At 56.0% G+C, this 13,183-nt stretch carries 15 protein-coding genes, 1 tRNA gene and 1 other RNA gene; 14 read left to right on the top strand and 3 right to left on the bottom strand.

Annotation, left to right across the window (positions count from 1 at the left end):
* The first annotated feature begins 48 nt into the window (after nucleotides 1-48).
* The 12 genes from AC2Q8J_RS03115 (at nucleotide 49) to AC2Q8J_RS03060 (ending at nucleotide 7,989) form a co-directional block, all read left to right on the top strand.
* Nucleotides 49-124, top strand: a tRNA-Ala gene (locus tag AC2Q8J_RS03115).
* Nucleotides 125-237: 113 nt separating this feature from the next.
* Nucleotides 238-516 (top strand): polyhydroxyalkanoic acid system family protein, encoded by a 279-nt coding sequence (locus tag AC2Q8J_RS03110; RefSeq protein WP_161624218.1) that lies wholly within the window; start codon nucleotides 238-240, stop codon nucleotides 514-516.
* A gap of 106 nt (nucleotides 517-622) precedes the next feature.
* A complete protein-coding gene (locus tag AC2Q8J_RS03105) occupies nucleotides 623-2,011 on the top strand; it encodes a DegQ family serine endoprotease (RefSeq protein WP_204995513.1) in 1,389 nt (462 codons plus the stop codon).
* Between the two features lie 26 nt (nucleotides 2,012-2,037).
* Nucleotides 2,038-2,637 (top strand): DUF4136 domain-containing protein, encoded by a 600-nt coding sequence (locus AC2Q8J_RS03100; RefSeq protein ID WP_486452067.1) that lies wholly within the window; start codon nucleotides 2,038-2,040, stop codon nucleotides 2,635-2,637.
* 88 nt (nucleotides 2,638-2,725) lie between these two features.
* An RNA gene (gene ffs / locus AC2Q8J_RS03095) (signal recognition particle sRNA small type) lies at nucleotides 2,726-2,822 on the top strand.
* Nucleotides 2,823-2,937: 115 nt separating this feature from the next.
* On the top strand, nucleotides 2,938-4,839 hold the full coding sequence (gene dnaX, locus AC2Q8J_RS03090; protein ID WP_486452066.1) for a DNA polymerase III subunit gamma/tau: 1,902 nt from the start codon (nucleotides 2,938-2,940) through the stop codon (nucleotides 4,837-4,839).
* 9 nt (nucleotides 4,840-4,848) lie between these two features.
* Nucleotides 4,849-5,172 (top strand): YbaB/EbfC family nucleoid-associated protein, encoded by a 324-nt coding sequence (locus AC2Q8J_RS03085; RefSeq protein ID WP_027872627.1) that lies wholly within the window; start codon nucleotides 4,849-4,851, stop codon nucleotides 5,170-5,172.
* Entirely contained in the window at nucleotides 5,172-5,774 is a 603-nt protein-coding gene (gene recR / locus AC2Q8J_RS03080; protein WP_286694136.1) for a recombination mediator RecR, read from the top strand. The genes AC2Q8J_RS03085 and recR overlap by 1 nt, the downstream gene beginning before the upstream one ends.
* Complete coding sequence (gene rnd, locus AC2Q8J_RS03075) at nucleotides 5,767-6,873, top strand: ribonuclease D (RefSeq protein WP_486452065.1); 1,107 nt, start codon at nucleotides 5,767-5,769, stop codon at nucleotides 6,871-6,873. Before recR ends, rnd begins: the two co-directional genes overlap by 8 nt.
* Nucleotides 6,873-7,142 (top strand): YcgL domain-containing protein, encoded by a 270-nt coding sequence (locus AC2Q8J_RS03070; protein WP_286694234.1) that lies wholly within the window; start codon nucleotides 6,873-6,875, stop codon nucleotides 7,140-7,142. Before rnd ends, AC2Q8J_RS03070 begins: the two co-directional genes overlap by 1 nt.
* The gene (locus AC2Q8J_RS03065) at nucleotides 7,142-7,591 is read left to right on the top strand and encodes a YcgN family cysteine cluster protein (protein ID WP_288364550.1); all 450 of its coding nucleotides are present in this window, start codon (nucleotides 7,142-7,144) and stop codon (nucleotides 7,589-7,591) included. Before AC2Q8J_RS03070 ends, AC2Q8J_RS03065 begins: the two co-directional genes overlap by 1 nt.
* Before the next feature lie 8 nt (nucleotides 7,592-7,599).
* Nucleotides 7,600-7,989 (top strand): hypothetical protein, encoded by a 390-nt coding sequence (locus AC2Q8J_RS03060; protein ID WP_204995507.1) that lies wholly within the window; start codon nucleotides 7,600-7,602, stop codon nucleotides 7,987-7,989.
* A gap of 38 nt (nucleotides 7,990-8,027) precedes the next feature.
* On the opposite strand, the gene cysK is transcribed toward AC2Q8J_RS03060, so the two are convergent.
* Nucleotides 8,028-8,990 (bottom strand): cysteine synthase A, encoded by a 963-nt coding sequence (cysK, locus tag AC2Q8J_RS03055; RefSeq protein ID WP_204995506.1) that lies wholly within the window; start codon nucleotides 8,988-8,990, stop codon nucleotides 8,028-8,030.
* A gap of 201 nt (nucleotides 8,991-9,191) precedes the next feature.
* Between cysK and AC2Q8J_RS03050 the strand changes: the two genes are divergently transcribed.
* Together AC2Q8J_RS03050 and AC2Q8J_RS03045 are read left to right on the top strand one after the other, a co-directional pair.
* Complete coding sequence (locus AC2Q8J_RS03050; RefSeq protein ID WP_027872620.1) at nucleotides 9,192-10,037, top strand: AAA family ATPase; 846 nt, start codon at nucleotides 9,192-9,194, stop codon at nucleotides 10,035-10,037.
* Nucleotides 10,038-10,040: 3 nt separating this feature from the next.
* Complete coding sequence (locus tag AC2Q8J_RS03045; RefSeq protein ID WP_027872619.1) at nucleotides 10,041-11,216, top strand: vWA domain-containing protein; 1,176 nt, start codon at nucleotides 10,041-10,043, stop codon at nucleotides 11,214-11,216.
* Nucleotides 11,217-11,223: 7 nt separating this feature from the next.
* Here AC2Q8J_RS03045 and AC2Q8J_RS03040 read toward each other — a convergent pair whose 3' ends face one another.
* Complete coding sequence (locus tag AC2Q8J_RS03040) at nucleotides 11,224-12,009, bottom strand: TrmH family RNA methyltransferase (protein WP_486452064.1); 786 nt, start codon at nucleotides 12,007-12,009, stop codon at nucleotides 11,224-11,226.
* Complete coding sequence (locus AC2Q8J_RS03035; protein ID WP_486452063.1) at nucleotides 12,006-12,932, bottom strand: IclR family transcriptional regulator; 927 nt, start codon at nucleotides 12,930-12,932, stop codon at nucleotides 12,006-12,008. Before AC2Q8J_RS03035 ends, AC2Q8J_RS03040 begins: the two co-directional genes overlap by 4 nt.
* Nucleotides 12,933-13,183: the final 251 nt, after the last annotated feature.

Here is a 13,183-nt window from a genome sequence, read left to right as displayed (position 1 = left end):
GCGTGTTGACAAGGTAGGGGACGAACCTTAATATGCGCAGCCTCTTTCGGGGCTATAGCTCAGCTGGGAGAGCGCTTGCATGGCATGCAAGAGGTCGGCGGTTCGATCCCGCCTAGCTCCACCAAATTAAAAGAACCGCCTACCGGCGGTTTTTTTATGCCTGCAATTCCGTCAGCGCCTGAGCACGACTCTGCTAGAATGCTTGATATTCCCGATGCGACTTACTGGAGACTGACCGTGTCGAAAATTTCTCTTAGCCAACGCCACTCGAAAAGCGACGCAGATGTTCGGGAGATGCTCGATGCTTTAGCAGTGAAACTGAGTGACCGTTTTGAGATGAAGGCCCACTGGCGCAGCGACCGAGAACTGGAGCTGAAACGCTCCGGTATTCAGGGGGTGCTGCAATTGTTGGAGGGGGAGGTCAAGGTCGACATCCAGCTGGGAATGATGATGAAGCCGTTCAAGTCGCGAATCCGCGATGAGCTTTCCAAGGCGATGGCAGAAAAACTGGCCTGAGCAGGCAATGATTTGCTGATCTTGCAGAATCTGTTTATTTAGGGAAATAATTTTGGATTCTGCACTCTAACCTTGTTATCAACGTTATGAGGAGATCGTCATAGTCATGACCCGGATTTTGCAAACTACCATTTCCCGCTCATATTTAACGGTTTTTGCAGCGCTGCTGTTAGCGGTAAGCACACACAGTTTTGCTCTACTACCGAAGTCGGTGGCCGATGGGGAGCCATTGCCCAGCTTGGCACCGATGTTGAAATCGGTGAATCCGGCGGTAGTGAATATCTCAACCTACACTACGCAACGGGTCCAGCAGAATCCACTGTTAAACGACCCCTTCTTTCGCCGTTTCTTCAATATGCCTCAGCAGCAATTGCAGCCGCGCCAGCGCCGCACGCAGAGTGCTGGGTCAGGTGTGATTATCGATGCGGGTGAGGGGACTGTGCTCACCAACCACCATGTAATTGACGGCGCGGATGAAATCACGGTGTCTCTGGAGGACGGGCGCAGTTTTACAGCAGAGCTGGTCGGCTCTGATCCAGACGTTGACATCGCAGTGCTGAAAATTCCCAGCGAGAAGCTCACCGCGGTGCGCCTTGCTGATTCCGATAAACTGCGTGTGGGCGATTTTGTTGTGGCGATCGGTAACCCCTTTGGCCTGGGGCAAACGGTGACTACCGGGATTGTTAGTGCCTTAGGCCGCACTGGACTGGGTATTGAGGGCTATGAGAATTTCATCCAAACCGACGCCTCTATCAATCCCGGTAATTCGGGTGGCGCGCTGGTAAATCTACGCGGAGAGTTAGTTGGTGTGAATACCGCGATTCTGGCGCCCTCCGGTGGCAACGTAGGCATCGGCTTTGCCATTCCGGCAAATATGGCGATGGCGAGCATTGAGCAGATTCTTCAGCACGGTGAGGTACGCCGGGGGCAGCTGGGCGTTATTATCCAGGACCTGACGCCCGAGTTGGCGGAAGCCTTTGATATTGAAGCGGGTCAGCGCGGCGCGGTAGTGGCAGAGGTTCAAGAAGATTCGGCCGCTGACAAGGCTGGCATAGAGGCGGGTGATGTCGTGATCGCTGTGGATGGCAAGGCCGTACTGAGTTCTGCGCAACTGAGAAACGCCATCGGCTTGCGCCGGGTCGGCGACAAAGTGGCGATCACGCTGTTAAGAGAAGGGCGCGAGAAACGCTATAAGGTTGTTTTGGGCTCGGCTGAGAAGCAGGTCGATGCCGATGCGCGGTCGGTACATCCTCTGCTAGACGGCGTTAGCCTGAAAAACGCCGACGATGGCAAAGGCGTGGTGGTTACCGAGGTTAAACAAGATGCCCTGGCGGCCTCTAAGCTGCGCCCCGGTGACTTGTTGGTGTCAGTGAATCAGCGGCGCGTACGCAGTATTAATGAGCTGCAGGCGGCGGCATCACGCAGCGATGATGGTATGCTGCTGCGCGTTATTCGCGGCCGCTTTGCAAACTGGGTAGTACTTAAGCGAAATTGAAGCTACTAGGCGACTTGGAGGGCGTAATGCACGATTTACCAGCAGTCATTAAGCGATGTGGTATTGCCGTTATCGCGGCAGTAGTAGCGGCGTGCACAGCAGTGCCAGTGAGTCAGGATTATGCCCTCGATTACGATTTCGCTAACGTAGCGAGTTACGCCTGGCTGACGCCTGACAACGAGCAACGGGAACCCGCCTACGACGCCCTGATGCATGAGCGCTATCGCGATGCTATCGAGGCGCAGATGGCGCTGCGCGGCGTGAAGAAAGTTGCCGTCGACAGCGCGTCAGTACTGGTGAGCTACCATGTCGGCACTGTCGAAAAAACACGCGTGGAAAGTGTGGGCAGCTGGTATAGCCATTTTGGTTACTACCCTTGCTATCACTGCTACCACCGCCCGGGATTTGGCTACGCGCATTTCTATGATGACGATATTTGGGTGCGCGAATATACTCAGGACAATGTTGTTATCGATATTATCGAGCCTGAAAATCGCCGTTTGGTATGGCGAGGCAGCGCAAGTCGTGTCAAACCCACACTAAAAGATCCCGTGGAGCGGCGCGCGTATATCGATGAAACTGTGGCGACGATTCTCGCGCAATTTCCGCCAGTCAGCGCGCAATAATCCGATTATCCCCCTTGCATGTGGAGGGGGTTTCGAACACAATAGCGCCCCGCAATTGGCCGAGGCCGAAAGCGCGTTATGGTGGTCCTTCCGGTCCCCTCGCAACGATAGGTAGCAAACCCCGCCAGGCCCGGAAGGGAGCAACGGTAGTTATCGACTCGTGTGCCGGGGTGTGGCTGGTCGGGCCGCCACCCATTTATTCCTATCCCCGTGATTCCTCTCGTTTTTTCTAATTCCGACATTATTTATGTCAGCGCAGCGCTAGTGTATCCTTGACGATCGATTTCGAGAGATTTTGTGATGACATATCAGGTTCTGGCGAGAAAGTGGCGACCCAAAAGCTTCCGGGAAATGGCCGGCCAGAGCCACGTGCTCAAAGCCTTGATCAATGCGCTTGATCACGATCGGCTTCACCACGCTTATTTGTTCACCGGGACTCGTGGCGTGGGTAAAACCACCATCGCGCGTATTCTGGCGCGTTGTCTGAATTGCGAGCAGGGCGTCAGCTCAGAGCCCTGCGGCCAATGCCAGTCGTGTGTCGCCATCAACGAGGGGCGTTTCGTTGACCTGATCGAGGTTGACGCGGCGTCGCGCACCAAGGTTGAGGACACCCGCGAGCTTCTCGACAATGTGCAATACACCCCGACACAGGGGCGCTACAAGGTGTACCTCATCGATGAGGTACACATGCTCAGTGCCAGCAGTTTTAATGCGCTGCTAAAAACGCTGGAAGAGCCGCCGCCTCACGTTAAGTTTTTGCTGGCGACGACGGACCCACAAAAAATTCCCGCGACCATTTTGTCGCGCTGCCTTCAGTTCAGCCTGAAAAACTTAAGTCCTGAACGCGTAGTAGAGTATTTGAAGCAGATACTCGAAAAAGAGCTGATCAGCTTTGACGAGGCAGCGCTGTGGCTGCTGGGGCGCGCCGCCGACGGCAGTATGCGCGACGCCTTGAGTTTAACCGATCAGGCAATCGCTTTCGGCTCGGGTAAACTCGGCGAGCACGATGTTCGGCAGATGCTGGGCACCATCGATCACGGCGCCGTTTACCGATTAATTTCGGCGCTGTCTAAACGCGACGGGGCCGAATTGTTAGCGATCGTGGCGGAGCTGGCCGAGCTGGGTGTGGATTTTGCCGGCGTTGCCAATGAACTGCTGGTGGTGCTCCACCGCATCGCTATTGCGCAAACCGTTCCCGAGGGGCTGGACAATAGCCTGGGCGATAAACAGAACGTGACGGCACTGGCGGGCGAACTCAGTGCCGAGGAAGTCCAGTTCTATTACCAGATGGCGCTTCAAGGGCGACGCGATTTGAATTTGGCCCCCGAGCTTCGCGGCGGCCTGGAAATGTTGTTGCTGCGTATGGTGGCCTTCAAACCCGAAGGTGTCATGGCGCCGCCAAGCCAGCCGCTTACTGCCAGCGCCTCGCCCGAGGGGGAGGCTGCCCCCGTAAAAAAGCCGCCGACGCCGTCTGACGCCGGGGGCGAGCCGGAGGCAGAGCCGAACACTGCCGTTACGGCGGCAGAGCCCGCACCTACTGCCAATGAGGCTCCTGAACAACATAGCCGCGAGGACGAGGCGCCGTCAGTCGCTGCTGAGCCGAGCAAACCAGAGCAAGCCTCAGCGCCAATACCGCCACAAGAGGCTGCACAAAACAGTGCACCATCGACCGAGCAAATTGCTGACGTCGTGGAGCATGAGCAAGTAGAAGTTCAGCGGCCGCGTTCAGACGAGCCACCGGTGGCAACAGCGTCGGCACCGGAAGAGGCTGTAGCCGCGGCGCCGAGTGTTGAGCTCGCTGATCTCGATGCCAGGCTCTGGCGCGAGCAGTTCGACGCTTTCGCCTTGCCTGGAATGTTGGGGAGTATTGCCTCGCATTGTCAGCTAGCCGCCAAAGAGGGTAGCCGCCTGCAGTTTGTAATTAGCCAGGGCAACGCGACACTGCTGAATGACCGTCATATCGAGCGCCTGCAAGAGGCCTTGGCTGATTACTTTGGTCAGGCACTTAAGGTGGCAATCGATATCGGTGAACCCGCAGAGGAGACACCGGCGGAGTACCGCGCCCGACGTCTACAAGAGAGGCTTGTTGTCGCTCGCCAAGCGATCGAAAGCGACCCCCTCGTGCAGGAAATTATCGCCGAGTTTTCGGCCGAACTAGACCTTGAATCAATCAGCTTGCCGGAAAAACGTCGTCAAGATTAGGAGACCAGAGTGAAAGCAGACCTTAATGAATTGATGAAAAAAGCTGCCGAAATGCAGGAGAAAATGCAACAAGCGCAGCAAGAGCTGGCAAATAAAGAAGTGCGTGGCGAAGCCGGCGCGGGCTTGGTGAGCGTGGTAATGACCGGGCGCCACGATGTGCGGCGTGTGCAAATAGACGACAGCTTGCTCAGCGAAGACAAAGAAGTGCTGGAAGATCTGTTGGCCGCGGCGGTGAATGACGCTGTGCGCAAGGTTGAGGAAAACAACAAGGGACAAATGGGCGATATGCTTTCAGGGATGGGGATGCCCGGTAACTTCAAGATGCCTTTTTAATGTCGAACTACAGCCCCCTTATCGATGAGCTGATTGACGCGTTGCGCTGCCTGCCTGGGGTTGGCCCCAAGTCGGCGCAGCGCATCAGCTTTCAATTGCTGGAGCGAAACCGTGGCGGTGCTCAGCGCCTTTCAGAAGCGCTGCACAATGCCGTTGAAAAAGTAGGGCATTGCCGAAGCTGTCGCACGCTCACCGAAGACCCTGAATGTCGATTGTGTCGCGATCCGCGGCGCGACCAACACACAATTTGCGTGGTGGAATCACCCGCCGACGTGCTCGCCTTCGAACAGGGCGGGGACTATCGCGGCCTGTATTTTGTGTTGATGGGCCGACTGTCGCCCATCGATGGCATCGGCCCGGAGGACATTGGCATTGACCGCCTGGTCGAGCGGGTTCAGGCCTTGAACGTCTCCGAGCTGATACTGGCGACTAATCCCACCGTAGAGGGGGAGGCAACCGCCTTTTATATCGCTGAAGAGATGCGGCGCCTGGGGGTGGCAGTGAGCCGTATCGCCCATGGTGTGCCCTTGGGTGGCGAACTTGAATATGTCGACAGCGGTACCTTGTCGCATGCGCTTAAAGGACGCCAGCGCTTTGAATGATGCATACCATTATCTGGATTCCAACGAGCAGCTAGCGCAAGCTTGTAAGCGTTGGCAGTCGGCTGAATTTGTCGCCCTGGACACCGAGTTTATCCGCCGAGATACCTTTTATCCTATTGCAGGCTTAATACAGGTAGGCGCGCTTGGCGAGTGTTGGCTGATCGACCCCATCGCCATTACCGACTGGGACGATTTTAATGGGCTTCTCAACAACGCCGGTATTCCTAAAGTCCTGCACTCGTGTAGTGAAGATCTCGAAGTGTTTCAGCGACTGTGTGGCGCGCTGCCAGCGCCGTTGTTAGATAGCCAAATTGGCGCTGGCCTGGCGGGCTGGGGAGAGGGCCTGAGCTACCAAAAGCTGGTCGCTCACAGCTTGAATCAGCACGTAGAGAAAGGCGAAACACGCTCCAATTGGTTGCAGCGACCACTTACCGCGAGCCAATGCCACTACGCAGCGCTCGATGTGGCGTATTTGCAGGATATTTACCCCTTGCTGCGTCAGCGACTCGAGGAGTTGGGTCGGCTGCCGTGGTGGCAAGAAGATTGTCGGCAACTTATCGAGCAGGCCGATCAGGGCACCCCATCGGATCAGTTTTACCTGCGCAATAAATCGCTTTGGAAACTCAACGGCTACCAGCGTTTAGTACTGCAGCGCGTATGTGCCTGGCGGGAAGAGCAGGCGCGGGAGAGAGATGTGCCACGCGGACGCATTTTTAAGGATCCAGTGTGCTTCGAAATTGCTCGCCGCCAGCCGTCCAGTAGCGGTGAATTGGCAAGAATTAAAGACCTGCCCAGTGCATCGCTGCGGCGCTTTGGCGACGACGTGCTTACTATTGTGCGAGAGGCACGCGAGGAAGATAGCGCTGCACATCCACCGCCGGGCGAACGGCCGTTGTCAGCAGAGCAGACGCAATACCTGGCCGCGATGCGCCGCGGGGTAGAGCGTTGTGCTGATTCGCTGGGTATCCCCGCGGGTTTGTTGTGCCGCAAACGTGATATGGAAGAGGTGATCAGGCTTCGTCGCCTGCCCGATTCGATGACAGCGTGGCGCAAGCAGGTGGTAGGTGAGGTGTTATTGCAAAGTTTGGAGGGGGCGTGATGCGGCGGATTTGCACCATTTATCGCAGTGCTAAGCATGAGGGGATGTACCTTTATGTCGACAAGGCGGAAGACACAGAGCGTGTTCCAGAGGCGCTGTTGAAGCGTTTTGGTCAGCCGGAGCGAGCGATGACACTGCTGCTCGAAGAGGGTAAAAAGTTAGCTAGAGCAGATGTTAAGGATGTGTTGCAAGCTATTGATGAAAATGGATTTTATCTTCAGCTTCCTCCGCAGCCAGAGGCGCCTCTCTCACCGCGTGAAGATCGGTGATAGCGTCTCGTCATCGCCCATTTTGGGAGGCAAAGCCGCTCGCAGAGATGAGCGACCAGGAGTGGGAAGCCCTGTGTGACGGTTGTGGCCGCTGCTGCTTGCACAAGCTTGAAGACGAAGACAGCGGTGAGGTGTATTACACCGACGTGTCGTGTCGACTGCTCGATGTTGAGCACATACGTTGCCGGGATTACCCGCAGCGCCTGACGCGGGTGCCGGGCTGCCTCGATCTGCGTGAATCACTGCCGGCGTTTGCGTACAGCCTGCCCAGTAGCTGCGCCTATCGACAGCTTCATGAGGGGCGGCCGCTCGAGCCTTGGCACCCCCTTATTGCCGGTGATCAGCGGCTGATGGAAACATTGGGTGTGTCGGTAAAGGGGCGCTGCGTGAGTGAAGTGACCGTGGCAGATGACGAGCTTGAGGACCATATCATCCGCTGGATTGATTAGGGATTAGTATGATTGATAACAATGATTACACACTCGCCTGGCAGGCCTATTGGGCCTTTGGCGTGGTCGCGACTCTGCTTTGGGGCTTGCTGATTCGCGTTTATCGCCTGTCTGCCGTCAAGTTGTGGGCGTTTCTCGCAGTGGCCTTTTTACTGCTGCTGCCGTGCCGGCACCCCGAAGCGGTGGAACTGTGGATGCCGGCAACCATCGGTGCGGCGCTAAGTGTGATGACCAGCGGTATTGAATCGGCGATGGCGGCGGTGATTATTGTTGGCGCGGGCCAACTCTTCGCCATTGTCGCGGCAATAGTATGGGCGCTGGTCGCGCCGCGCTCTGCAAGTTCTGCTCCCGCAGCCGAGAAAGCCGGGGAGCGTGTCGAGCCGAAAGTGTCAGCGTAGATCAGGTGCTGCCGTTTGCGATGCGCTGCAGGGTGATGTCAGCTCTCGATTTCGCTAAAGGCGCCGTCAAATAGTGGGCTGCTGAGGTAGCGCTCCGCCGAATCGGGCAGGATCACAACAATGGTTTTGCCGGCATTGTCAGGTTCACTGGCTACGCGCTCGGCAACGGCCATCGCGGCGCCGCTGGAAATGCCGGCCAGAATGCCTTCTTCTTTCATTAGCCGATGCGCCCAGCGCATGGCGTCTTCATCGCTTATCGCTTCAACGCGGTCTACCACGCTTAGGTCTAGCGTGTCTGGCAGAAAGCCTGCGCCGATGCCCTGAACTTTATGCGGGGCGTGCCTGAGTTCTTCGCCGTTGAGTGCATGGCGAATCACCGTCGAGCTCTCCGGCTCCACGGCTACTGAGCAGATGGCTTTGTTGCAGTGGTTTTTAATATAGCGAGACACGCCGCTGATTGTGCCGCCGGTACCGACGCCGCTAACTAAAATATCAATATCGCCGTTGGTGTCCCGCCAAATTTCCGGGCCGGTGGTCTGTTCGTGAATCGCTGGGTTCGCGGGATTCTTAAACTGCTGCGGCATAAAATAACGCTCAGGGTCCTGGGCGCAAATGTCTTCAGCGGCACTGATGGCTCCCTTCATCCCCTTGGCGCCATCGCTTAAATGGAGTTTGGCGCCCAGTGCAATGAGTACTTTGCGGCGCTCCAGGCTCATTGTGTTGGGCATGGTCAATGTGATGGGGTAGCCCCTAGCCGCGGCGACAAAGGCCAGTGCGATGCCGGTATTACCACTGGTTGGCTCAACAATTTCCATGCCGGGTTTCAGCGCGCCGCTCTGTTCAGCTTGCCAGATCATATTGGCGCCAATTCGGCATTTCACGCTATTGGCAGGATTGCGCGATTCCTGTTTTACAAGAATCCGGTGTTGGCTGATTCTGCGTATCTGCACGAGCGGCGTTTCGCCAATGCTGCGGCTGATGTCGTCGAAAATTGCGGTCATTTTGGGTTTCCTTGATCCTGGCAGTGTAATGTCACGGCAAATTGTCCTGACTCGATACTATAGCTGGCCGCTGCGACGCTTGCCGTAAGTCGAGCAGCCAAGTAGGCTTCGCGTTGACTATTAGATAGTGTGGCGCCAGCGCCGCCCAGTGTAATGATCGTCCGGCAATAATAAAACCGGGCGCCCGAGTAGGACGAGTTGATGAAATTTACTGGTACTGATTCTTACGTATCCACCGAAGAGCTGAGCATGGCGGTAAACGCCGCCGTCACCCTGCAACGCCCGCTGCTGATCAAAGGCGAGCCCGGAACGGGTAAAACCCTGCTTGCCGAGCAAGTAGCGGCGGCAATGGGTAAAAAATTGATCCAGTGGCATATCAAATCCACCACAAAGGCTCAGCAGGGCTTGTATGAGTACGATGCGGTGTCGCGTTTGCGTGACTCGCAACTGGGCGATGACAAAGTGCACGACATTGCCAACTACATTAAGCGCGGCAAACTCTGGGAAGCGTTTGCCGCCGATGAGCAGGTGGTGCTGCTGATCGATGAAATCGACAAGGCAGACATCGAGTTCCCGAATGACCTGCTGGTCGAACTGGACCGCATGGAGTTCTTTGTATACGAAACGGGTGAAACCGTTCGCGCCAAGCACCGTCCCATTATCATTATCACCAGCAACAACGAGAAAGAGCTGCCAGATGCCTTCCTGCGCCGTTGTTTCTTTCACTTTATTAATTTTCCCGATCGCGAAACGATGGAGAAAATCGTGGAGGTTCATTATCCCGATATTTCCAAAACCCTCGTTCAGGAAGCACTAGAAGTCTTCTTCGATGTTCGCAAGATTCCGGGCCTGAAGAAAAAGCCCTCAACGTCAGAATTGATTGACTGGTTGAAGCTGCTGATGGCCGATGACATCCCCGAAGAAATTCTTAAAAATCGCGATGCGAGCAAGGCTATCCCGCCGCTCTACGGCGCATTGCTGAAGAACGAGCAAGACGTTCACCTGCTTGAACGGCTGGCCTTTATGCATCGTCGCGAGAGCCGCTAGTCTATGTTGGTTCAGTTTTTCTTTGGCCTGCGAAATGCTGGTGTTCCGGCGAGTATTCGTGAACTACTCGACTTGATGGCCGGCCTTGAGGCGCGGCTCGCCTTCATGGACGTCGACGAGTTCTATCAGCTCGCTCGCGTCTGTATGGTGAAGGATGAGAAGTATTACGACCGCTTTGATAAGGCGTTTGCGCGTTACTTCAATGACCTATCGAGCCTTGACGACGTGATTGAGGCGCTGATTCCCGATGACTGGTTGCGTACAGAGTTTTTGAAGCAGCTCAGCGAGGAAGAAAAGGCAAAAATTGAGTCTTTGGGTGGCCTCGATAAGCTCATTGAGGAATTTAAAAAGCGGCTAGAAGAGCAGAAAGAACGCCACGAGGGCGGGAATAAGTGGATCGGTACCGGCGGTACCTCACCGTTTGGCCACAGTGGTTATCACCCCGAGGGCATACGAATCGGTGGTGAAAGCAAAAACAAGAAAGCCGTAAAGGTCTGGGAGCGCCGCGACTTTCGCGACCTGGATGACTCGGTTGAGCTTGGTACGCGTAATATCAAGATCGCGCTGCGCCGCTTGCGCAAGTTTGCCCGCAGCGGTGCGGCCGACGAGCTGGATATCGACGACACGATATCGTCGACGGCCCGCAATGCCGGTCTGCTGGACCTGAAGATGGTGCCGGAGCGCCATAACGCCGTTAAAGTGCTGCTGTTCTTTGATGTGGGCGGCTCTATGGACCCGCATATTCGCGTTTGCGAGGAGCTGTTTTCCGCCGCGCGCAGCGAGTTTAAGCACATGGAGTATTTCTACTTCCATAACTTTCTGTATGAGTCGGTGTGGGACAGCAATGTGCGTCGTCACAGTGAGCGAATACAGCTGCTCGACGTGATGCACAAATACAGCGCGGACTACAAAATTATCTTTGTCGGCGACGCGTCAATGTCGCCCTACGAGATCGTGCAGCCAGGCGGCAGTGTCGAGCACTGGAACGACGAGGCCGGAGAGCTGTGGATGCGGCGCCTGCGCGAGACCTTTGACAAAGTGGTATGGCTAAACCCCGTGCCGCCCGAAGATTGGAGTTGGACACAGTCCATTGGCATGGTTGAGCAGATTATGGAAGGGCAGATGTACCCCATGACTCTGGGCGGCCTCGAAGAGGCGATGGCCTACCTGGCCAAGTAGCGCCGCGCTATACGCCCGCCCTGTTATGGCTAAAGGCCAACAGGGCGGCGGTTACCGCGACATTGAGTGACTCCACACCATTGGCCATCGGTATTTGCAGTGCGCAGTCGCTCAGTGCCTGTGTGGCCGACGACACCCCCTCAGTTTCATTCCCCAATACATAGACTCGGCTAGTGTCAGACTGGCTTTCGAAGAGCGATTGCTCGGCGTGGGAAGAGAGGCAGGCGATCTCCACCCCGGCTTTTTGGAGGCGCTGCAGTTCGGGCTGAAGTGTGTCGCAGTGAAAAATAGGGCAGTTGAACAGGGCTCCGGCGCTGGCTTTGATCACCAGCGGTGACAGCGCGGCGCAGCCCTTTTTGGGCAGTATTAAGCCATCGATGCCACTTGCCGCCACCGAACGAATAATCATGCCCAGGTTTTGAGGGTTGTTAACGCCATCGAGCGCGATATAGATACGCCGAGTAGTGGTGTCGCGACTTGCCGGTATATCGCTACAGGGCCGATACGCCTTCAGCTGCAGGTCCGCAGCAACCCCCTGGTCTTGTTTGCCATTTTTCGATATCCGCGATAGGGCACGGCGCTCGTGCCAGGCGACCTCAATCCCTTCGCGCTCCGCCGCGTCTACGATTTCTTTGACGATGCCGTCGCGTCGATTGCTGTCCGCCAAGTGCAGTTTATAAATGCGAACTTGTGGGTTTTGTAGCGCCTCGAGCACCGGCTTACGGCCGTAAATAGTGAGCAGCTGTTGGAAAAATTGCTTTTTCTTGAGGTATTGCTGGCGATCTTCGGTCATGCGGTCGGCGGATCCTGGTCAGGCTGGGGGTAGCTCAGGGTTGCGGTGGCGGCTTCGCTGATTTCTTTAGCCGCGAGTTTTAGGCGGTCGGCGATGGCGAGGATGTCCGGCGCCGACACGGGGCGGCGAATACTGCCCGCTGAAATCACCAGTTCCGGCTCTTCACCACTGGCGAAGATAGGCACAGCAATATTGGCGACATGGTACTGGCGGCCCTCTTCAATACGGTCAAGGTGGTAGTGGCTGCGGCACAGTGACTCCCGGTAGTGCTGCACATGTTCAGCGACTTCCTCAAGGCTCCAGTTTTCTTTCGGTTTGGCTAATTCCCGCTCCAGCGCGGCCTCTGCCTCGCTAATCAAGGTCACTTCAAAACCTCGAGCACGTATGCCAATAACGGAAATGCGCAGTCGTTTATCTAGATTTTCATCCCACTCGGGCAAGTGTGCCTGAGCGCTATCTAACCATTGTTGCAACTTGTTCGGTGACGACCAGGCGATAAAAGCGGCCCCTAATGGCGCGGCATTGGGCAGACGCAGGCCTTGGTGGAAAGGAAATTCCAGGCGCTCTGGGATGCCGTAATTAGTGAGCAGCACGAGCTGGTCGCCGCTTCGTCCCATCAGGCCACAGCCCAGCTGCAGCTCTTTACTGAGCGCCTCCAGTCGCGGGCGAGCCACTTCAAGCACGGGAAACTGGGCAAAGGCTGACATGCCAGCGGCGGCGATGCTTGGCCCCAAGCGATAGGCTTTACTGCGACTGTCCTGGGCGAGAAAGCCGTAGCGGGCCATGGTACTCAATATGGCGTGGCAGGTGGCCTTGTTCAGGCCCAGTATGCGCGTCAGCTCGGTTAAGCCGTAGGCTTTGCTGGGGTGGCTCATAAACAAGTCCAAAATCGCTAAGACTCTGGCAGTTGGTTTGGAAAACACACTGTTCTCCCTTGTTATCGTTGTTGGCGGCCTATTCTACGTTATCTGGGCTTGAATGCCTCGACCTATCACGCGCTCCGTCACTGAAAACGAATTTGCAAGAAAATGGTGCGCTCGCCCCATTTTGGGCATGGATATTGCTTTGAAGCGGGGCAGCGGTCTCTTTCGGTGGTAATTAACGGCGCGGGCAACACTGCGCAGTCGCCGTCGAAAATTGATAACTATTTGAAATTAAATGAAAAATATCTTTC

This window comes from Spongiibacter sp. C9W (assembly GCF_057370015.1).
This window is presented reverse-complemented; position numbering and strand designations above follow the sequence as displayed.